The organism is Methanosarcina sp. DH1, from assembly GCF_020804205.1.
GTDB classification, from domain to species: Archaea; Halobacteriota; Methanosarcinia; order Methanosarcinales; family Methanosarcinaceae; genus Methanosarcina; species Methanosarcina vacuolata.
The window spans coordinates 254,447-275,607 of sequence record NZ_WJBJ01000019.1; the positions used below are offsets into that span (position 1 = coordinate 254,447).

The following is a 21,161-nucleotide window of genomic DNA, read 5'->3' on the forward strand; positions in this document are numbered from 1 at the left end:
AGTTTTAATTTTTATGTGAAAACGGTTCTGTTTACTTTTTTAATGTAATTTTTAAAAATTTTGAAACACTTTTTATCCAGTTATATTTATTATAACCCGTCGGCAGTTCGCTTACTGTACTCAAATGTTTGTTTTATTATCGCATTCAATCTGATCTTTTTGTTTTCGTTCCTGATAATTTCAGTACCCCCTCATTTCCACTGGAATCTATTGGTTAACAGCCGGGTTTTCATGGAATATATACATACACTTGAGTTTAACTCCGGCTTTTTCAAAAAAACGCAAAAAATATCTCAAAAAGAGTTCATGCCGCTTAAAAAGCACTTTATCTTATTCTGCATTCGTTCACTTATTCTGCATTTGTTCACTTATCATTCGGCATTTTTCTTTTATTGTTCGTTCTGTACATAGCATGTGAGATGATTTTAAGGTAATTTGTTCTTAGGCTATGTACCTGAGAACTATTTGTTAAAATGTAACTTTTAGGGTTCAATTTAGATAGATATTAGGTTAGCAGCTTTAAAATAGAATTCAATTTAGATAGATGGTTCGATTTTGATAGATATTAGGTTGGAAGCTTTAAAATAGAAAAATGAACGAATTTGAATATTGGAGTAAAGTTTTGGAAAATAACAAGCTATGACTAATTAGTGAGTACAGAACATGAAATTTAAAGTTTTTAACCGAGGCTTTTTACTTTTAGGAATTTTTTAAGTCTTATCCAAGCCCATTATTATTTTTCTAATGTGTTTCTTCATAATATCTAGCAGAAAAACTCTATCTAAAAAATTATAACCCGTTTATTTCCATTGGAAAAAGTGGAATTTACCCCTCTGACCTTCTTCTTTCGGTATGATTTTAAATTCCACTTTTCCTTTTCAGTTAAACTTTATCTTTTAATTTTTACATCAGTCTTTTTAACCTTCAGGATTTACCTGTTCGACTTTGATATTTCTTCCACACTTACGCCCCCGTGAACAACTTTTGCAATTTTTTGGACAAGGCCTGTTGGGTCACGGGACTGGAAAACATTTCTTCCTATAGCAACACCTCTTCCTCCTGCCTCGAGTGACCCTGCGATCATTTCCAGCAGTTCCTGTTCAGAATCCATTTTTGGACCGCCTGCGATGATTACAGGTACAGGGCATCCTTCAACTACTTCTTTAAAAGTTTCAGGGCTTCCGGTATAATTTGTTTTGATTATATCAGCTCCAAGTTCGGCTCCAATTCGAGCTGCATGTTTTACAACATCCACATCATATTCAGAACGAACCTTTTTTCCGCGTGGGTACATCATCGCAAGAAGAGGAATTCCCCATTCATCGCACTTTCCTGCCACATAGCCTAGCCCTTGCAGCATTTCATACTCGTCTTCAGCCCCGATATTTACATGAACTGATACGGCATCGGCCCCTACTTTTATAGCTTCTTCTACGGTTGTCACCAGAACCTTATGGTTTGGATCAGGAGAAAGAGAAGTTGAAGCTGAAAGATGTATTATAAGGCCCACATCATGTCCGTATCCACGGTGTCCGTACTTTGCAAGCCCCATATGTCCGAGCACGGCGTTTGCCCCGCCTTCTGCAACCTTGTTTACAGTTTCCTGAAGGTTTTTAAGCCCTTCAATTGGACCTGCACTAACTCCATGGTCCATAGGAATAATAATTGCATTACCGGTACTTCGATTGAATATACGTTCCAGCCTCACGGATTTACCTATAGTGTTCATAGGCTGCATATTTCGAATTAGAGAATATAAACTTTATCAGTATATCTTTAAGGAACCAAATGCCAGGATTTCTCTTGCTTACTTTTCATGAATCAGATTTTCGGGAGGCAGAGACTAGAAAACTTACTCTGCTTTAAAAAATTTACATGATTTGTGAACAAGAACTTAAAAAATTCAGGTGAAGGTTAAAAAATTAAAAAGGTTAATTGAAATTATAAACGTTAAGAAGGTTAACGAAGGTTACAAAGGTTACAAAGGTTACAAGGTTACAAAGGTTACAAAGGTTACAAAGGTTACAAAGGTTACAAAGGTTACAAAGGTTAGAACCATTAAAAATGTTAAAAAAAATTTAAACGTTTTTTGATGACTTATTTTGTATTTTCGTTCTGATAAATCCCTGAATATCCTTTTTCTACTTCAGCATCCAGAGTATAGAATAAAAGCTGCATAATTCGGGCGTCTTTTTTCAGTCTGAATCCTGCCGTATTATAAACCACCAGCATCGACTCGCTGCGGCCTCTGTATCCTGCATCCCATACCGCGGTTTCAAGGGTAGCTCCGCATCGAATAAGAGTTGAACGTGGCTTTGCAATCGCAGCTAGATTCATGGGAATATTTACAATCTCATTGAAAAGTACCTTGTAAATCCCCTCAGGCAGGTGAATCCAACCATCATTTCCGAATTCAAGAGTTTTTCCATCTGGAAGCTTTCGTTCAGAGTTATCAAAATCCACAGCTCCAGAACCTTCTATTGTTTTCACTTCTTTCAGGGTAAGCTCAAGTCCGTTAGGCTGGATCTGGGTTTCTATATCAATGGCATTTTCAAGCAAAGGAGGCTTTGCCTGTATAAGTTTTCTCAGTTCGGTGCTGGATAGAAGCGTCATCGGAAATGTAATTGCAAAGATTCTTTATTACTGTTTCGGATTTCATGTTATGGTTTTATCCTTTTCTGGATATTATCCTCTTTGATTTTTATTTCAAGTACTAATATTATTATCTTTATTATATTAAACGAGAATTTATGAAAAGGTTTATTCTTATCAGGTAAATAACCACTACCTATCAAGATATTCATAATCACTAACTCTCAAAACGAACATGATATTCTTCGAATAACATGCACAACCAATGAAAGTGCTTGCAGATGGCAGTATTTTCATCCTAAATATTCAAACTAATGCTCAATTGGTTTTAATAACGAGCTTACGAGAGGCTTTTAATGATAGCAAAAAGATCTACTGTATACGTGATTTCCTTTGTATTTTTCATATTCTTATTAACAGGCTGTGCCCTGGCTGCCACGGGCGGCACGTCGGGTCTTCCCACAGAAAAGAATTCATGGAATTGCTCTAAGGAAATCCTAATTACTGAGAACGCCGGTAAAGACCTGCAAGGGTACCCTGTTGCTGTTGTTTTGAACTCTTCGAATTTTAACTTTTCAGAGGCAAAAATTGATGGCTCTGACCTTCGATTTTCCTCAGGAAATAGAACATTCAATTACTGGATTGAAACCTGGGACCCTGAAAACGAGGAAGCTCTTATCTGGGTCAGGCTTCCGTCTCTTTCTGCGAATCAAACCACTAAAATTCTCATGAGATACGATAACTCCGGGGCCGAAGCCGTAAGCAGTGGAGAAAAAACTTTTGACTTTTTTGATGATTTTGAGGGCAATTACCTTAACGAACTGGACTGGAGCGCTGAAAGTGCAGGAGGAGGACTGGTTGAGGTTAAAAACGGGATCTGTAACGTCTCAGCTCCTAAGGTCCATGCCTATGATTCCTCTATGATCTACAGCAAAAAAAATTTTGAGATAAATTCTATGTTTGTAGTCAAAAGGATGAAAGTCACCACGGGTACGGACAATAGAGGGCCTGTGTTGCAGCAGGGTTTCATAGACCATATAGACAGCAAAAAAAACGAAATCAAGCATGAGACCGAGCTTGCAAACGAAAGCCGAGTGAACCTGGAAACGATTTACAGGAAACAAAAAAAGAACCTCTATGATCTTACTGATGTCAATGTTCCTGAAAGAGAATGGTATGTCTCGGGAATTGCCTGGTATGAAGAGAACAATACTCGCAAAATATCCTGGTTTAAAAACGGTGTTCGTGACCCGAGAATGGACTTCGCCTCAAACGATTCCGTAACCAATATCCCAATGCATGTTTATCTGTATGCTGCTTCTTACAAGGATGCCTCAAAAAATACAGGCTCTATGGCAGTCGATTATGTGCTGGTTCGGAAATTTGTTGGAGCCGAACCCACAGTGAAGATTATTTCAGCTCAGGACGAAAGCAAAGTTTCTTCTGAAAGCGTTTCTGAGACTAACTATGGGAACTCTTTAGGAAATGATTCAAATGGAACCTCTGAACAGAGTATTTCTGAACAGAGTATCTCTGAAAATAACTCTGACAACGTCTCTGAAGACAACTTTGAATATAGCTTTAAAAGCAGCTCTGAAAACATTTCCGAGCCTCAAACCGCGGCTGGATCCAAACCAAATTCCGAAACTTCCGGAATCAGGCTTTCTTCCCCATACGAGTTCAATTTCTCTGACCTTGTAAATGAACTGAATTCCTCAGGAATAAACACGATTTTCCTCAGCGTAGACAGCGAAGACGTATGGCAATATGAACGTTTTGTGAAAATGGCTCATGAAAAGGGGATTTTCGTACATGCTGTGCTTCTGGAAGACGTAAATTGCACAAAAAAAGGAGCTGGTGACATCTGCCAGAATACTCTGGACACAGTACTTGATTATAATGAAAAATCCCTTGCTCCCTTTGATGGGATTGATATCGACGTAAACTCTTCTGGCTGGGAAAGCTCTGAAGAAAACGCAATCGATTACAGGACACTGTTTGAAACAGCCGATAAAGAGGCTAAAGAAAGCGTATCCATCTCAGCAAGCCTTCCGCTTAATTATACTGCTTCTCAAATCAAGGAAATCGCTCCTTTTGTTGATTTCTTTATTATCAAGGCTTATCCCGGCGAAGATAAAGAGCTTAATTCCGTTTCCAACATTGTTGATGCCGTTGCCCTTGAAATGGGAGAGATAAGAGGCGCTGGCTCAAGAGGAATAATAGAAATCTCTGTGGAAGAAGGCTTTAAGGATAAATATTCAATAAGCCGGCTTTTTACCGGCCTTTCAGACTATTATTCCAATGATTCGGCTTTCCTGGGAGTCTCGATTTTCAACTACGATACTTATAAAGGACTGCCTCAAACACAAACAGAAGAGAAGGGGTTCCCAATTCCCGGATTCAACACCCTCGCGGTGATTCTTGCGGGGCTTGGAGCTTTTGCCCTTTTAAAAGGAAAGAAAAGTTAAGAGACGATCATGAAAGTCAGTAATGTATATTGAAAAGTTACCAGGACTTACGCGGTTTAAATGAAAACTCAATAATTAAACCTTCAACTATCTAAAATATGCCTTTAGCCTCAGCGTCTATTGTGCTTGAGTTTTCACATTCAGTGCGTAAGTCCTAACGTCATCATTAAGGTATTTTCTCACGACACCTTTTCCCAGTAACCTTTCAGCGGGTAAGTTTTCAAAAAAAGGATAGGTAAAAGACGACGCTCGGCAAACCCCAAACCGTTAATGTACATTGCCTTAAGAACATAAGATACTGACTATAAGTCATATTTTTTCCTCCTTACCCCATACCTTCTTTGTCTTACCCCATACCTTCTTTGTCTTACCCCATACCTTCTTTGTCTTACCCCATACCTTCTTTGTCTTACCCCATACCTTCTTTGTCTTTCCCCAGAACTTTCATGAAAACTTCTTTGTCTTTCCCCAGAACTTTCATGAAAACTTCTTTGTTTTTTAAAATAAGAGAAACTTTTTTATGCTTACTTATCATTTATACTTTTGTTATACTGTTTGACATTTTAACTTTTTAAACTCTTCAATGGGGGTCTTAACATTAAAATTCTTGGATTGGTGGGTAGTCCTAATATCAATGGGAATACTGCAAAGCTTGTAAATGCAATTCTCGACGGAGCTGCTGAAAACGGTGCCGAAAAAGTAATTTACAATCTAGCTTCTCTAAATATTAAAGGTTGTGACGCCTGCTTCAGATGCAAGGAATCAGGCTGCTGTGCAATAGACGACGACATGCAGGAACTTTACCACGAAATCCAGGCTGCAGACACTATTGTAATCGGCTCTCCTGTTTACATGTGGCAGATGACGGCCCAAACTAAACTCTTAATTGACCGTCTGACAGCTTTTTTAAAACCCGATTTTTCAAGCAGGCTTGATAATAAAAAACTGATCCTTGTTTTTTCCCAGGGCAGTTCAGACAGGGATGCCTTCAAACTGTATTTTGAATACACAGCCGGCCTTCTCTATTATCTCGGCTTTGATGTCCTGGAAACGGTTATTGCGGCTGGCACGGATAATCTTGAAGTCTCATTCAGGCCCAGGCTGCTTGAAAAAGCAAGAGAACTCGGTAAATTGGTTTCAGCTTCTCCTTTTTCTGGTCCTGAGTTTAGAAAAAGCGAGTCAAGCCTGATCCCGCTTCTCTGATTTTTTCAGTTTAATATTTTTTGTTTTAACATGAAAATGTGCCATCTGCAAGCATTTTCATTGTTTGTACATGTTATTCAAAGAATATCCTGTTCTTTTTGGCATCTGCTTCTTTACGCTTTTTACTCAATTTCACATGTTTTACCCACTTAAAATCCTCTTTTTCGTATTCCCTTGAAATTGTATGGGTAAAAGTAAATTTCATGTATTTGCTGAAAATTTAATAATTTTCCCAAATTTAACTAACAACCTCAAACGATACATTCAACTTTACAACTGTATACTCAAACTGTTACACATTTTTCGAGCTGGAAAATTCTCGATTGAATTTGAAGAGGATACACAATTTGAAGAGGATACACAATTATTACACTGCTTAATGATATATTAGAGCGCAATTTTCGGATATTTCAAAAAAAGTAGAGGACAACATTTCAATGGGAGCAAACTTTTGTATGTAAAAAGGGAATAGTGAACCCGAAGGAATAAAATAGTCTGAAGATAAGATGGGGCTTTCACACAATAAAGAGATACATACGATAAAGAAAATATCTATAATATCATAATTTTAATTTCATATTTTTGCTGGAGGTAAGAAATACATGAGAGAAGGGCCGGACCCATTTGGGGTCAGAGACACTATTGAAACAGCTGCCGGAACAGCTACGATTTACAGATTGGGCAAACTGGAAGAAAAGGGCTATGAAGGAATTTCCCTTCTTCCTTACTCCATAAGGATCCTGCTGGAATCTCTGCTAAGGCATGCAGATACTGAAAAGCATATAATAACGGCTGAGGATGTGGAGGCTCTTGCCCGCTGGAGTCCTGAAAATATAAGTGACAGGGATATTCCGTTCATCCCATCAAGGGTAATAATGCAGGACTTTACAGGCGTTCCGGCTGTAGTAGACCTGGCAGCTCTCCGCTCGGCAATGCAGCGCCTCGGAGGCAATCCCGCAAAAATAAACCCTGTAATTCCTGCTGATCTTGTTATTGACCACTCGGTCCAGGTGGACTCCTACGGCACGGCATATGCCCTAGAGGAAAACGAGAAAAAGGAATTTGAACGCAACACGGAACGTTATTCCGTCCTTCGCTGGGCCCAGAAAGCTTTTGACAATTTCAGAGTCGTGCCCCCCGGAAGGGGAATTATCCATCAGGTGAACCTTGAATATCTGACTCCACTTGTGCACCTTAAAGAGAAAGACGGTGAGTTGTCTGCATTCCCTGATACTCTTGTAGGGACAGACTCCCATACTACAATGATTAACGGAATTGGAGTACTCGGCTGGGGAGTCGGAGGCATAGAAGCTGAAGCCGTAATGCTCGGGCAGCCTTATTATATGCCTGTGCCTCAGGTAGTGGGCTTCAAGCTTTATGGAAAAACTGCACCTGGAGTCACTGCCACCGATCTTGTCCTGACAATTACGAAGATGCTTAGAAAAGAGGGAGTTGTCGGCAAATTCGTGGAATTTTATGGGCCCGGGTTAAATTCACTGAGTCTTCCGGACAGGGCAACGATTTCCAACATGGCACCTGAATATGGTGCAACCCTTGGAATTTTCCCGCCTGATGCAGAGACGCTCGACTACCTGAGGAGAACTGGCAGAAGTGAAGAGCAGGTTAACCTTGTCAAAAAGTATCTGGAAGCCCAGGGCCTTTTCTATTCGTCTCAGGAACCTGATCCCGTTTTCAGCACTACTCTGGAACTTGATATGAGCACGGTAAAGCCCTGTCTTGCGGGCCCGAAGCGTCCTCAGGACCAGCTTTTCTTGAGTGAGGTGCCTGAAAATTACCGTGAAACTATGCAGCAGACCTTTATCCGAAAGAAAGAGTCAGGGCTTGAACTTTCCCAGGACCCTGCTTACCAGCGCTGGACAGAAGACGGAGGGAAACCTTTAGAGGGACCTGAAATTCTCGGTGCCGAAGAGAAAATAAAGAAATCTTCGGAAAAGGCTTTCAGGGTAACACATGGCTCCGTAGTGATTGCAGCAATTACTTCCTGTACCAATACCTCAAACCCTTCAGTTTTAATAGGAGCCGGACTGCTCGCCAAAAAGGCTGTAGAAAAGGGCCTTCATGTCAAACCTTTTGTAAAAACAAGCCTTTCCCCAGGCTCAAGAGTAGCTACGGAATATTTGAGAACGGCAGGACTTTTGCCCTATCTCGAAGCACTTGGTTTCCACCAGGTTGGTTATGGTTGTACAACCTGTATCGGAAACAGTGGGCCTTTACCTGAAAAAGTTTCAAAAGAAATTAAGGAAAATGACCTTACTGTCGCAGCCGTACTCAGTGGAAACCGAAACTTCGAAGGGCGGATTAACCCGCTTGTCAGAGCAAACTTCCTTGCTTCTCCGCCTCTTGTTGTGGCCTATGCAATCGCAGGTACCGTGAACATCAACCTTGAAACCGATCCTCTTGCTTATGATCCCAACGGACGCCCTGTTTACCTCAAGGAAATCTGGCCTGCAGAAGAAGAAATAAGGGACGCTGAAAAGAACAGCATCAAACCTTCAATGTTCGAAAAAGAATACTCGAGTGCTCTAGAGGGTCCCAAACGCTGGAAAGAGCTGGAAGCCCCGACAGGCACCCTCTATGATTGGAACTCTATGTCCACATATATTCAGGAACCACCTTATTTTATGGACTTCCCGCCTGCTCCACCTTCGCCTGCGGATATAAAGAATGCAAGAGTTCTGGCTCTTTTTGGAGACAGCATTACCACGGACCATATTTCCCCTGCAGGGGACATTCCTTCAGATGGTCCTGCAGGCAGGTACCTGATTTCCTGGGGTGTGAGCCCTGAAGATTTCAATTCTTATGGGTCCAGGAGGGGTAACCATGAGGTAATGATGCGTGGAACCTTTGGGAATATTCGACTCAGGAACAGGCTCGTGGACAGGGAAGGAGGATGGACCGTATACCATTCCAGAAAAGAAGACTTCCCAGAGGACACTTGCGGAGGAATCCCGATTTATGATGCAGCTATGCTTTATGCAGAAAATAACATTCCTCTTATCGTTCTCGCAGGAAAGGAATACGGGACAGGCAGTTCCAGGGACTGGGCAGCAAAAGGTACGTTCCTGCTTGGAGTTAAAGCAGTTATTGCCGAGTCTTTCGAGCGTATTCACAGAAGTAACCTTGTCGGCATGGGAGTTCTTCCATTGCAGTTTAAAGAAGGTGAAAATGCCGATATCCTGGGCCTCACAGGAAAGGAAAGCTATGATATTCTGGGCATTGAATACATGGAACCCCACGGAAATCTCACTGTAAGTGCAAAGGACGAAAATGGTAATGAAGTGCAGTTTCAGGTAACTTTGAGGCTGGATTCTGCTGTGGAAGTTGAGTATTACCTGAACGGCGGAATTTTGCATAAGTTCTTGCGGGATTCAGTGAAGAAAAAATAACAGGTTAGAAATGCCGGAATTAAATAAAGAATCTTTTTGAGAAGGTTTCGCAAGCTTTACATAAAGCTTCCTGCTTTTTTGAAACCTTTTTCTTTTCCAGGATCGGAAAGAGATTTATAAAGAGTTTTTTAATTTTACAGGCATTTTTAAGGAAAACTTTATTCTGAAATGAGCACATTTCATTTTTAATGTAACTTAGAGGTTTAAGGCCGTAGCAGCCTTAATATTAAAAAAATAATTATAATGGTACTGAAATATAATTTCAACAAATTTAATATACTTATTCAACGATAATAGGAATGCATTGTCACCCTATTTTTGGGTCTTGTAAGACCCTTTGCGTTAAATTTTCCACATATAAGTAGAGGATTCCCCAAACTTCAAAGTTTTTTGAAAATCCTCTTGGCATAACTGTGAGGTATAAAATGAGTAAAAATATCTGTTTCATTGATGGGTTAGAAGGCATTCTGAAATACAGGGAGATAGACATTAACAAGCTGGTTGATCTTCCTTATGATGCCGTTTCCTATCTGCTTATCCTCGGAGATCTCCCCGGAGATCAGGAACTTGCCGAGTATTCAGCCTGCCTGCATGGGGAGCGTGAAGTCAACAGGGAGGCGATAGACGTTATCCATATGTGCAATTTCAACATTGAAGCTATAGAAGCGCTGCGTACAATCGTTTCTTTTATATCACAGTTCGATCCGGATATCAACGACAGCTCTCCTGAAGGAAATAAGAGAAAAGCCATAAGGTTAATTGCCAAGATACCAACCATAGTTGCTGCGTATTATAGAATCGCAAACGGAAACCAACCTGTTCCTCCCGATCCGTCCCTATCCCATGGAGCTAACTTCCTGTATATGTTAAGAGGAAACAAACCAACTCAATTGGAAGCTGAGGTCATGGAAAAAGACTTCATCCTCAGTGCCGAACACGAACTAAATGCCTCTACTTTTTCGTCAAGAGTTACTGCTTCGACTCTTTCAGACCTCTATTCTGCTGTTGTTTCCGGGCTTTGCACTCTTAAAGGTCCTCTGCATGGGGGAGCAAGGGCAGAAGTCACAGCCATGATCGAAGAGATCACTTGCCCCGAAAACGCGGAGAGTTATGTCCTTGATAAGCTGAGTAAAAAAGAAAAAATTATGGGCTTTGGACATAGAGTTTACAAAACTTATGATCCTAGAGGCACGATATTCAAGCAGCTTGCTAAACAACTCGCAGAAGCAAAAGGGGATATGCACTGGTACAATATTGCTGAAATAGTAGAAAACACTGTTGTCCGCGAACTCGTAGAAAAGAAAGGAAAGCCAATTTATCCGAACGTTGATTTTTACTCGGGAGTTATTTACAAGTATATGGATATCCCCCCTCAACTTGCAACATCAATCTTCGCAATCGGCAGGGTCTCAGGCTGGATCGCTCACTGCTTTGACCAGTACGAAAAGAAAAGAATCATAAGGCCCAGGGCTTTCATGCTTGATGAATGTTAAGATGACCTTTTCAGGCTTTTTTAAAAAGGTTCCCACCACTGCTACGGATTTTCGATCAAACCTTTTTTGAAAAGGTTTGTGGTCAAGCTTTTTTAAAAAAGTCTTGCAGGCAAGTTTTTTACAAGTTATTCTTAAAAACTTGTCAGATAATCTTTTTATCATCTGACAGCTTTCTGATATCCAGATACCCATGAGTTTTAGAACTTTTATCAACCAGTTAAAAGAAAATGGAAAACTGGTAGAAATATTCCAATCTGTGTCTCCGAGATTTGAAGCTTCAAAAATTGCAAAAAACACAAAAACTCCCGTTCTCTTCCATGATATTTCAGGTTCAAAAGTCATAATGAACCTGCTTGGGTCAAGGGATGAACTGGCCTCCATGCTCGGAGTCCCTAAAGAAGAGATTATAAAGAAGCTTTCGGAAGTTTCTCCTGAAGGGGAAGTGAAGCTGGTGTCAGAATCTCCAACGCTTGAGGTTATAGAAGACCAGGTCGATCTGACAAAACTTCCTATCCTCACGCATTTTGAAAAAGATGGAGCTCCCTATATAACTGCAGGAATTGTGGTTTCCGAATACGGAGGTACGATTAATGCTTCTATCCACCGGCTTATGCTAGCAGGAAAAGATAAACTTGCATCCCGGCTGGTTCCTCCAAGGCATACCTATCTCCTGCATAAAAAAGCCACCGAAAAAGGTGAACCTCTGCCTGTTGCAATCGTGCTTGGATGCGACCCTACAATTATTTACGCGACTTCGACAAGGGTTCCTGTAGGAAAAGAATTTGAATACGCAGCCGCCCTTAGAGGCGCTCCAATTGAGCTTTTTGAGTGTGCAAACGGGGTAAAAGTTCCTCATGCGGAGATTGTGCTTGAAGGTTATATTGATCCTGTAGAGAGGATTGATGAAGGGCCTTTTGTAGACATAACCGGAACCTATGATGTGGTAAGAAAAGAACCTGTTATCCATATCACCCGAATTATCCATAGAAAAGACCCGATTTATCACGGAATTCTGCCAGCTGGCCCTGAACATCTCCTGATGATGGGAGTGCCTTACGAGCCAAGGATTTACAGATCCGTAGGGGAGGTTACGACAGTCAAGAACGTGGTATTGACCGAAGGAGGATGCTGTTATCTCCATGCAGTTGTTCAGATTGAGAAGCAGACTGAAGGGGATGGGAAAAACGCTATCATGGCAGCCTTTGCAGCTCATACGAGCCTTAAGCACGTGGTAGTTGTGGACGAAGATATAAATATTTTTGATCCGAATGATGTTGAATTTGCAATTGCTACCAGGGTAAAAGGGGATATGGACATTTTGATTATCCCCAATGTTCGGGGAAGTTCCCTTGACCCACGAGGAGCTCCTGATGGAACGACCACAAAAGTGGGAATTGATGCTACAAAAGTGCTCGTAGAAAAGGAAAATTTTGAAAGGGCAGTAATTCCTGAATAATTCCTGAATAATTCCTGAATAATAAGTAAAAATTATTTTAAGCATCTGGTAATTACCGAGTGAATTTCAATGTATCTTACAAAAGAAGAAGAGCAAATCCTGAATGGAGACGCCGGAGAGACTCTAAGGCAAGCTATTGAAATCCTGGTGGCCCTTGGGGATATTTACGGTGCAGACGGGCTTATTCCCATCAAAAGTGCCCAGATAGCAGGGGTTTCTTACAAAACTATGGGCGATGCGGGTCTTGAATGGATTTCAGACCTGCAGGGGAAGGTTAAGGTTCCTGCGATTCTAAATCCTGCCGGGATGGATCTGCAAGACTGGAAAAGGCTCAGGATCTCGCCCGAGTTTGCGGAAAAACAAAAATTGATTGTCCAGGCATACGAAAAACTGGGAATTCGGTGTGAGTGTACATGTACGCCTTATAATCTCGAGGGTTTTGATGTCGGTTACGGTGACCACCTGGCATGGAGCGAATCATCAGCCGTTTCCTATGCAAATTCCGTACTTGGGGCCAGGACTAACCGGGAAGGTGGGCCTTCAGCCCTTTCTGCTGCACTTCTTGGGAAAACCGCAAACTATGGATTCCATCTGGATGAAAACCGTGTGCCTGAGATTTCATTTGATGTAGAATATCCACTGAAGGGATCGGATTATGGTGCACTCGGTTATGTAGCTGGGAAACTTGCAGGGAGCAGGGTGCCTGTTTTTCATTTAAGGAGTACTCCGGATGCGGATGAGTTAAAAGCGCTGGGAGCTGCAATGGCAGCGTCAGGAGCAGTTGCCCTTTACCACGTTGAAGGAGTCACACCTGAGATTCGCAGGGTGGATTTTGAGGAGCCGTCAGAAAAAATAACTATTGAGAAAAGCCAGCTTGACGAGGTTTATGCGAGCCTGAAAAAAGCCTGCAAAGAGCCTGAATTGATAACCATAGGGTGTCCTCACTGCTCGGCAGCAGAGCTCGAAAAAGCAGCCGAACTCCTGAGAGGAAAAACAGTTTCAAAAGAGTTCTGGATTTTTACTTCAAGGGAACTTGCAAAGCGCTATCCTGAGTATGTCGGGACCATTGAAAAAAGTGGAGCTAAGGTTGTCTGTGACACCTGCATGGTAGTTTCTCCTGCTACCAACAGCTATTCCTGTGTCATGGTGAACTCAGGAAAAGCGCTTGCTTACGTGCCGGGGATGTGCGGAGCTGAAGCCGTATACGGAAGTATGGAGGCCTGTGTCAAGGAAGCAGTAGGCGAAGTAGCAAAGAAGGTAGTAAAAAAGGCAGGTGGTTCCTATTAAACTTAAAGGCAGGACGATTTCAAGAGGATGTGCACAGGGGGAAGTACTGCTCTCCAGAGATCCCATTTCATTCCTTGGCAGTGTAGACCCGAAAACCGGGGTTGTAATTGAAGAGAATCACGTCCTTGAAGGAAAATCAATCCAGAATAAAGTTCTTGTTTTTCCACACGGCAAAGGCTCTACAGTTGGCTCGTATGTTATGTATCAACTGAAGAAAAATGGGGTCGCCCCTTCAGCGATAATAAATCTGGAAACCGAGCCCATAGTTGCAGTTGGAGCCATTATTTCCGAAATCCCACTTGTTGATATGCTTGAGAGAAACCCTTACGAAGTATTAAATAATGGAGATCTTGTTCTGGTTAACGGAAGTAAAGGATATATTGAACTTCTCAAACAGGAAACCATTAAAACTGAAAAAGAGCAAAACTGAAAAATAATCAGCACACGAAAAAAGGTTATTTAACTCCTGAAAGCTGAAAAGAAACTGAAACATAATCAGCAAACGAAAAAAGGTTATTTAAGTCCTGAAAGCTGAACAGATAAAATTTAACTGATCAAATTTAACTGATCAAATTTAACTGATCAAATTTAACTGATAACATTGAATGGATAAACCCAAAAATTAAGTTTTAAGATGGGACACAGGAACTCCAAAATGAACCCGGAAAACCATAAGAAAGGCAAGGGAAAATTCAACGCCGAAGAAACGGTCTCGCGTCTATATCCTTACATAGCCAGGGTATTCGACGTTTATGAGGTCCAGAATTCCGGGGAAGCTCTTTACTTCTATGGAACCCCTAGAACTAATTCCGAAAATGTTACAGGAGAACTTTGGGAACCTTTACAGCATTTTGGGTTTGGGTATACGTTGAAGTATGAGCTTGGGGAATATGTACTGCTGGTTTCTCCTGAAAAGAAGGCAAAGGAAAAGACCTGGATAAACCTTGTCCTTTTCATAGCAACCTTTTTTACAACTATGGTTTGCGGGGCCTGGATGTCAGGAGCAGACCTCGAAATCGATCCCTCCCAGCTTATCCGGGGCTTACCATTTACCCTTGCGATAATGACAGTTCTTGGTTCTCATGAGATGGCTCACTATGTAATGGCCAGATACCATGGAATGAAGGCATCTCTTCCGTATTTCATTCCTTTTCCGACTTTTATTGGCACTATGGGAGCATTAATTCGCTACAGAGGGCCTGTACCCAGTCGAAAAGCGCTTTTTGATGTTGGAGTTGCAGGGCCACTGGTAGGTCTGTTCATGTCGGTCGCAGTGACTGTAATTGGACTTAACCTTAAGGCGCCTGCAGTAAATCCCCTTTCGGAGTCTATGATGCTCGGTCTTGGCCTGCCTCCACTTTTCGTGTTTATCCAGAACCTTGTTGGAGTTACAGGAGAAAACCTTCATCCCGTGGCCTTTGCAGGCTGGGTAGGAATGTTTGTTACCCTGCTCAATCTCCTTCCTGCCGGGCAGCTTGACGGTGGGCACATCCTGAGGGCTATGCTGGGTAAGAAAGCGGAAAAAATTTCATTTATGATGCCGCGTGTCCTGTTCCTGATAGGGCTTTATGTAATTTACTGGCTGAAGGAAGACGGATTTATATGGATTTCCTGGGCCCTTTTCCTCTGGATTTTTGCTGCGGTAGGGCATCCGTCTCCCCTGCACGATAAAGTCGAACTGGATAAAAAACGCATTTTTATAGGGATCATTACCTTTATCCTGGGCTTACTCTGCTTTACTCTGATACCTTTTAAGCCAATTCCCTGAAAGAGTCTGGATTTCTAAAAAACGGAGAAAAAATAATGGACGTGCACTTCCGGTACAGCAAGAAAAATTCTTACAGCTTTGCAGTCCTTTCGCCTTTACTGCCTGAAGCCGGTTTTGTGGACAGACCCGTAGACGGGATCATGATCTACAGTTTTACAACGCGCCAGACAGCAAAAGTATTTATGGAAGTGAAAAATGCAGGCACGGATTCGATTTTTATTGCTGGAGGACCTCACCCATCCGGCGCTCCGGAAGAGACACTTGAATACTTTGATTATGTTGTGATCGGGGAAGGAGAGGAAACCCTTCCGGAACTTGTGAAAACGATCCAGGAAAATGGAGACCCACGAAAAGTACCTGGCATTGCATACAGGGATGTAAAAACAAGCAAGGTTGCCATAACTCCGAAAAGGCCATATGTAAACCTTGATTCCTACCCCTGCTTTGACCCTCATAAACTCCGGTCTCCTATTGAAATTAGCAGGGGATGTCCCTGGGGCTGCAAGTACTGCCAGACTCCCAGGCTTTTCGGAAGAGAAGTCAGGCACAGAAGCATAGATTCCATTGTGAAAAATGCAGGGTACTATAATGACCTCCGCTTTATAGCTTCCAATGCCTTTGGTTACGGCAGTGACGGAATTCACCCCAGGTTTGATAAGGTGGAAAAATTGCTTTCTGCACTTCATAAACTGCCTGATAAGAAACTCTTTTTCGGGACTTTTCCTTCGGAAGTGCGCCCAGAATTCGTAACCAATGAATCGGTTGAACTTGTAAGAAAATACTGCGCAAACGATAGTCTTAGCCTTGGAGCTCAGTCCGGCAGTGACCGAATTCTAAAGGAGATCCGCAGAGGGCATACTGTTGGAGACAGTATTTCAGCAGTTGAGTGCTGTCTGGAACATGAAATTGTTCCCGCTGTTGATTTCATTTTTGGCCTTCCCACCGAAACTGAGGAGGACCAGGAAAAAAGCCTTGACCTTGTCCGCTGGATCTGCAAGAAAGAAGGCACTGTAAGGGCCCATTACCTGACCCCTTTGCCGGGAACTCCATATGCATCGGCTGTTCCCTCAGAAGTTAGCGATAGGGTCAGGCGAGAGCTTGGAAAACTTGCCCTTGGGGGCAAACTTACAGGATACTGGGAAAAACACCGAAAATTTGATAAAAAGTAAAATTAGAGGGATAAGGTTGAAGGTCGATATACGGATTTCGTTACCGGCTTTGAAACCAAATCTTATTGTTCTGGATTCGTAAATTCCCTGAGACGTTGAGCACAATTTATTTATTTTTGAGATTTACGCACATGTTATCTACTCTGGTTCTGTTGCTATCTTTCTTCTATCTTTCTCCTATCAACTCCATAACTTGAATTCGAGTTCTAGTCCATAGCTTCATTCCACATTTAATTTTTTGAATAGGCTTTATTTAGTTTCATTTTGACAGAGTCTGCAATTTTCAAATTTATTTGTAAATTTATTTGTTGGTCTTGCACTTTCGATTGATCTTGTACTACCGGCTGTTCTTTTAATCAAACAATACTTAGAGCTTTTACTACATTTCCAGTTTAGAATAGATACTCTTTGAGCTTAGGAGGCTCTTATACTGACACACTTCTATAACTTAGGACCGTTCATTTTTAGTCCCATATGTAATAAAGTGATTAATGTATTTATAATTTGTTGCTACTAATCTCTAAATAAAGCATACCAATTAAATAAAATACTCATCTGAGTTCTGCAACCTTCCCGGAGAAAGCTTAACCAAAGCTCAAAGTGGTGTAAGTCTTTTAAAAAAGTTTGAGCAAAAACTGCTCAAAGTTTGAGTTTAAGGACTTTATCCCAGCCCCTCTCCGGCGTGATCACAACCCTTTTCAAAAAAGGCTTGAACGCAACCCTTTTCAAAAACGGCTTGACCGAAAACCCGGAAAAAATTTGGGTTTGAGGACCTTATCCCCAAACCCTATCGGCGTGATCAACCGGCGCAACGGTTGTGGGACAACCATTTTGAAAAAATGTTTGAGTGGAAGTCCCAGGAGATTCGGGACTTATTTGGGAGTTGAAGCTTTTTCTGCTCTTATGACCATTTGCAGGCCTTCCTGCATGAGTTCTTCGGCCCGTTCTTGCTTCTTTGCTTCGGCAAAGATTCGGAAAATCGGTTCCGTGCCCGAGGGACGGATAAGGACCCAGCCGTCTTCGTACCGGATTTTGACTCCGTCGATGGTGTCCATTTTAAGCCCTAGGCCTGAAGCTTCATATTTTACTCCTTCCATCGTAGCTTGCGTGTTTACAGAAGGAACTTTGGTTTTTGCGTTGAAGTACTGAGGTACACTCTTAGCAAGCTCGGAAAGCTTTTTCCCACCAGCCAGGATTTCAAGGATTTTGGCACAGGCCATTGCTCCATCCCTGCAATACTGATGTTTGGGGAAAATAAGGCCTCCATTGCCCTCGCCTCCGAATACTGCATTTACTTCCATCATCTTCCTGGCGACGTTGATGGAGCCAACTGCTGTCCAGTAAAGCTCGACTCCTTCTTCTTTTGCTACATCAGCCATCCGCTGTGAGGAGCTAACAGGAGTTACTATAGGACCTTTTTCGCGTTCAAGCATATATTTTGCCATCATGGCAAGCAGAACTTCTTCATTTAAAAACTCGCCATTTTCATCCATAAAGACTATTCTATCTGCGTCCCCATCGTGAGCTGCTCCGAGATCGGCCCCGGTCATTTTCACAAGTTCGGAGAGCTCGGTTAAAGCATCAGGAATGGGTTCGGGATTTCGCCAGGGGAAGGTTCCATCGGGCTGAGCTCCAAGAGTCAGCACATTGCAGCCCAGTTCTCTGAGCAGGAAGGGGAGAGTAAGCGAACCTGCTCCGGAACCTGTATCAATGACTACTTTGAGTTTGCGGCTGCGAATCTTTTCGGCATCTACTGCGTTAATAATATTTCTGATATAATAGTCATTGACTCCTGGATCGACTCTGAAACTGCCGGTTTTCTCCCAGGATACAATGGAATATTTTCCAGATAAGTAAATTTTTTCTATATCTTTTTCTCCATCCCTGGGAAACTCCGTACCATCTCCAGCAATTAATTTGATTCCGTTATATTGTCTTGGGTTGTGAGACGCAGTAATAACGATTCCTGCATCGGCATAATCACGCACATAGTATTGAATAGAAGGAGTAGGGAGAGTTCCCACGTCAATTACATTCAGACCTGTTGAAAGAGCCCCGGCAATTGCGGCAGACTTCAGCATCTGACCTGAAATCCGGGTATCACAGCCTATAGCAACCGTGCCTTTTGAACCCATATATGTACCAAGGCTTCTGGCTAAATTGACTGCCAGTTCTGGATTTATATATTCATTGGCGATACCACGTACACCATTAGTTCCGAATAATGCCATGTAAGATCTCCGTCTTTATAATTTGAATGAAAATTCTGTCGTTCAGGCAAATTTACTCTTTACTTTGAATTATTATAATAAATAGAGCTCTGATATGGAACGAAGCTCTGGTAATAAAAACACTACAATGATTTCAAAATGCCTCTATTTTGAGAAGATCCTCAAACTTAAAAATAGTATCCATTAGTAAATCCATAAATCTTCTCTATCGGCTGTTTCAAATTATCTGATTATAGGGCTGGCAAATACATATATCTTATTAGCTAAAAACCCGTTATTAATGGCCAGTGAAAAGATAGAACTGATAAAGGAAGCTATAAAAGCCAGAGAAAGTGCAGTCATTGCATTTTCAGGAGGGGTGGACAGTGCTACTCTTGCAGCCTTTGCTTTTGAGGTACTTGGAGAAAGAGCTCTTGCCGTAACAATAAATTCTCCACTTTTTCCAAGGACACAACTTGAAATAGCTGTCAAGACAGCCTGTGAGATCGGGATTGAGCACAAAATACTCTCTTTCTCTCAGTTGAGCCTTCCTTATTTTTCCGCAAATACACTAAACAGGTGCTATTTCTGTAAAAAAGCGCTGCTTGAAGCCCTGCTGGATTTCGCGGAAAAATCGGGATATAATGCTGTACTTGAGGGCACTAATTCCTCTGAAATACACGGGGAAAACCGTCCGGGATACAGGGCGGTCCAGGAAGCCGGAGAAATGGTCTTTTCTCCTTTTGTGGACTTTAACGTGACAAAGGAAGAAATCAGGGAGTTCGCTTCTGAACTTTCTCTTTCAGCAGCCAGCAGGCCGTCTGCAGCCTGCCTTGCCACCCGAATTCCCTACGGACAACCAATCACGGCAGAGGCTCTCCAGAAAATCGAAAAAGCTGAAGAATTTCTTTTTTCCCTGGGTTTTACTCAGTTCCGAGTCAGAATGCACGAAAATTTAGCCCGTATAGAAGTTATTCAAAGTGAATTTGAACATGCTTTGCGGAAAAGAGAGAAAATTTCGCGTCATTTGAAATCCCTGGGCTTTGACTACGTAACTCTTGATCTTGAGGGCTTTCGGAGCGGGAGCATGGATGAACCTTATACCTTGAAGAAAGCTTGATTACCAGATGAAGAAAACTGACTACCAGATGAAGAAAGTCTGACTACCAGATGAAGAAAGCCTGACTGCCAGATGAAGAAAATCTGACTACCAGATGAAGAAAGCCTGACTACAAGAAAACAACTACGGAAAATAAGGAAAATTATGAGAGATATCTGCATTCGAAAAGCCAGAAAATCTGACCTGCTGGCAATTCAAAGGTTACTGTCAACTTACTTTCTTGACATGGAAGGACTTGCACCGGAAGATTTTGTGCTGGCTGAAATCGATGGAAAAATTACAGGATGTGCTGCCCTTATAAAATCCGAATTCCACGGTAATAATTTCCTGGAGATTCATTCTATTGCAGTCCATCCGAACTTCCGGGGAAAAGGTGTTGGAACCAGGCTTGTTAAGTATCTTCTAACAACTACTGGGGGCTCATGCTGCGACTTGTATGTCAGGACAACTGCCCCCATCTTTTTTGAAAAACTAAATTTTAAAAAAGTAGAAAATTCTGAAAAGTTATCCCTCTGGAAAGATTGTGAAAATTGTGAGCATTTTGAAAAGTGCACGCAGCATGCAATGAAGTATTCTTGTAAGTGATAAACTTCCAACTCAATTGTTAAACCTCCACTCCAGATTTTCCGGACACAATATCCATATTCTCTGTTAGGCAACTCGAGAAAACAAGAGTTTTTTTTCATATTCGGAATTTTAAATTGATGAGTTAACTGTTGCCGGGTTAGTACCTAATTTTGACGAGTTCAAAAGGAATTAAAAAGATTTCAACTGTATTCTATTTAAGGACATTCATAGCTTTCTTCATTAATTATAAAAAGGGATTAAAACGCCTTGCTGAGAGTTTAAAAACACTATAAAGATATACAAAAACCACTAGTATTTTGAAAATTTAGTTATTAAACATATTTTAACTCTAAATCGCTATCTATTAACGAAAAACTATCTAAAATTATGCTTGATAATTAAGTTGCCATAATACTATATT

Annotated in this window: 16 protein-coding genes and 1 pseudogene; 12 read left to right on the forward strand and 5 right to left on the reverse strand. The window is 41.6% G+C overall.

Going from position 1 to position 21,161, the window contains the following annotated elements:
- Positions 1-931: 931 nt before the first annotated feature.
- Complete coding sequence (locus tag FXW07_RS10020; RefSeq protein WP_229395371.1) at positions 932-1,729, reverse strand: 2-amino-3,7-dideoxy-D-threo-hept-6-ulosonate synthase; 798 nt, start codon at positions 1,727-1,729, stop codon at positions 932-934.
- 178 nt (positions 1,730-1,907) lie between these two features.
- On the opposite strand from FXW07_RS10020, the gene FXW07_RS10025 reads away from it, so the two are divergent.
- Positions 1,908-2,093, forward strand: a complete 186-nt coding sequence (locus tag FXW07_RS10025; RefSeq protein WP_229395299.1) for a hypothetical protein — start codon at positions 1,908-1,910, stop codon at positions 2,091-2,093.
- 4 nt (positions 2,094-2,097) lie between these two features.
- Here the strand turns inward: FXW07_RS10025 and FXW07_RS10030 are convergent, their stop codons facing one another.
- On the reverse strand, positions 2,098-2,613 hold the full coding sequence (locus FXW07_RS10030) for a deoxyuridine 5'-triphosphate nucleotidohydrolase (protein WP_229395300.1): 516 nt from the start codon (positions 2,611-2,613) through the stop codon (positions 2,098-2,100).
- Positions 2,614-2,948: 335 nt separating this feature from the next.
- Here FXW07_RS10030 and FXW07_RS10035 point away from each other — a divergent pair, with 335 nt between their 5' ends.
- Positions 2,949-5,060, forward strand: coding sequence for a DUF2341 domain-containing protein (locus tag FXW07_RS10035; RefSeq protein WP_229395301.1), 2,112 nt, complete (start codon positions 2,949-2,951; stop codon positions 5,058-5,060).
- A 156-nt stretch (positions 5,061-5,216) separates the two neighbouring features.
- On the opposite strand, the pseudogene FXW07_RS10040 reads toward FXW07_RS10035, so the two are convergent.
- Positions 5,217-5,362, reverse strand: a pseudogene (locus FXW07_RS10040) (DUF4277 domain-containing protein); the annotation flags it as partial.
- Between the two features lie 107 nt (positions 5,363-5,469).
- Positions 5,470-5,595 carry a hypothetical protein gene (locus FXW07_RS19315; RefSeq protein ID WP_255679021.1) on the reverse strand — a complete coding sequence of 42 codons (126 nt, stop codon included), beginning with the start codon at positions 5,593-5,595 and terminating at the stop codon, positions 5,470-5,472.
- A 62-nt stretch (positions 5,596-5,657) separates the two neighbouring features.
- Between FXW07_RS19315 and FXW07_RS10045 the strand changes: the two genes are divergently transcribed.
- The 8 genes from FXW07_RS10045 (at position 5,658) to FXW07_RS10080 (ending at position 16,843) form a co-directional block, all read left to right on the forward strand.
- Positions 5,658-6,263, forward strand: coding sequence for a flavodoxin family protein (locus tag FXW07_RS10045; RefSeq protein WP_346655647.1), 606 nt, complete (start codon positions 5,658-5,660; stop codon positions 6,261-6,263).
- A gap of 602 nt (positions 6,264-6,865) precedes the next feature.
- On the forward strand, positions 6,866-9,670 hold the full coding sequence (gene acnA, locus FXW07_RS10050) for an aconitate hydratase AcnA (RefSeq protein WP_229395302.1): 2,805 nt from the start codon (positions 6,866-6,868) through the stop codon (positions 9,668-9,670).
- A 425-nt stretch (positions 9,671-10,095) separates the two neighbouring features.
- Positions 10,096-11,163, forward strand: coding sequence for a citrate/2-methylcitrate synthase (locus tag FXW07_RS10055; RefSeq protein ID WP_229395303.1), 1,068 nt, complete (start codon positions 10,096-10,098; stop codon positions 11,161-11,163).
- A gap of 190 nt (positions 11,164-11,353) precedes the next feature.
- Positions 11,354-12,619 carry a UbiD family decarboxylase gene (locus tag FXW07_RS10060; protein WP_229395304.1) on the forward strand — a complete coding sequence of 422 codons (1,266 nt, stop codon included), beginning with the start codon at positions 11,354-11,356 and terminating at the stop codon, positions 12,617-12,619.
- A gap of 69 nt (positions 12,620-12,688) precedes the next feature.
- A complete protein-coding gene (locus FXW07_RS10065; protein ID WP_229395305.1) occupies positions 12,689-13,906 on the forward strand; it encodes an aconitase X in 1,218 nt (405 codons plus the stop codon).
- Positions 13,893-14,336, forward strand: a complete 444-nt coding sequence (locus tag FXW07_RS10070; protein WP_229395306.1) for a DUF126 domain-containing protein — start codon at positions 13,893-13,895, stop codon at positions 14,334-14,336. The genes FXW07_RS10065 and FXW07_RS10070 overlap by 14 nt, the downstream gene beginning before the upstream one ends.
- A gap of 204 nt (positions 14,337-14,540) precedes the next feature.
- Complete coding sequence (locus FXW07_RS10075; protein WP_229395307.1) at positions 14,541-15,674, forward strand: site-2 protease family protein; 1,134 nt, start codon at positions 14,541-14,543, stop codon at positions 15,672-15,674.
- A gap of 35 nt (positions 15,675-15,709) precedes the next feature.
- Positions 15,710-16,843 (forward strand): TIGR04013 family B12-binding domain/radical SAM domain-containing protein, encoded by a 1,134-nt coding sequence (locus FXW07_RS10080; protein ID WP_229395308.1) that lies wholly within the window; start codon positions 15,710-15,712, stop codon positions 16,841-16,843.
- An 872-nt stretch (positions 16,844-17,715) separates the two neighbouring features.
- Here the strand turns inward: FXW07_RS10080 and glmM are convergent.
- Entirely contained in the window at positions 17,716-19,074 is a 1,359-nt protein-coding gene (gene glmM, locus FXW07_RS10085; RefSeq protein ID WP_229395309.1) for a phosphoglucosamine mutase, read from the reverse strand.
- 280 nt (positions 19,075-19,354) lie between these two features.
- On the opposite strand from glmM, the gene larE reads away from it, so the two are divergent.
- Entirely contained in the window at positions 19,355-20,173 is an 819-nt protein-coding gene (larE, locus tag FXW07_RS10090) for an ATP-dependent sacrificial sulfur transferase LarE (RefSeq protein WP_229395310.1), read from the forward strand.
- 144 nt (positions 20,174-20,317) lie between these two features.
- Complete coding sequence (locus FXW07_RS10095; RefSeq protein ID WP_229395311.1) at positions 20,318-20,758, forward strand: GNAT family N-acetyltransferase; 441 nt, start codon at positions 20,318-20,320, stop codon at positions 20,756-20,758.
- Positions 20,759-21,161 lie beyond the last annotated feature (403 nt).

Bases quoted from the DNA above. Each gene is read 5' to 3' on its own strand.
- FXW07_RS10030 (WP_229395300.1), bottom strand. From the start codon at position 2,613: ATGACGCTTCTATCCAGCACCGAACTGAGAAAACTTATACAGGCAAAG.
- FXW07_RS10095 (WP_229395311.1), top strand. From the start codon at position 20,318: ATGAGAGATATCTGCATTCGAAAAGCCAGAAAATCTGACCTGCTGGCA.
- FXW07_RS10065 (WP_229395305.1), top strand. From the start codon at position 12,689: ATGTATCTTACAAAAGAAGAAGAGCAAATCCTGAATGGAGACGCCGGA.
- FXW07_RS10020 (WP_229395371.1), bottom strand. From the start codon at position 1,729: ATGAACACTATAGGTAAATCCGTGAGGCTGGAACGTATATTCAATCGA.
- acnA (WP_229395302.1), top strand. From the start codon at position 6,866: ATGAGAGAAGGGCCGGACCCATTTGGGGTCAGAGACACTATTGAAACA.
- FXW07_RS19315 (WP_255679021.1), bottom strand. From the start codon at position 5,595: ATGATAAGTAAGCATAAAAAAGTTTCTCTTATTTTAAAAAACAAAGAA.
- FXW07_RS10035 (WP_229395301.1), top strand. From the start codon at position 2,949: ATGATAGCAAAAAGATCTACTGTATACGTGATTTCCTTTGTATTTTTC.
- FXW07_RS10080 (WP_229395308.1), top strand. From the start codon at position 15,710: ATGGACGTGCACTTCCGGTACAGCAAGAAAAATTCTTACAGCTTTGCA.
- larE (WP_229395310.1), top strand. From the start codon at position 19,355: ATGGCCAGTGAAAAGATAGAACTGATAAAGGAAGCTATAAAAGCCAGA.
- FXW07_RS10055 (WP_229395303.1), top strand. From the start codon at position 10,096: ATGAGTAAAAATATCTGTTTCATTGATGGGTTAGAAGGCATTCTGAAA.
- FXW07_RS10075 (WP_229395307.1), top strand. From the start codon at position 14,541: ATGGGACACAGGAACTCCAAAATGAACCCGGAAAACCATAAGAAAGGC.
- glmM (WP_229395309.1), bottom strand. From the start codon at position 19,074: ATGGCATTATTCGGAACTAATGGTGTACGTGGTATCGCCAATGAATAT.
- FXW07_RS10060 (WP_229395304.1), top strand. From the start codon at position 11,354: ATGAGTTTTAGAACTTTTATCAACCAGTTAAAAGAAAATGGAAAACTG.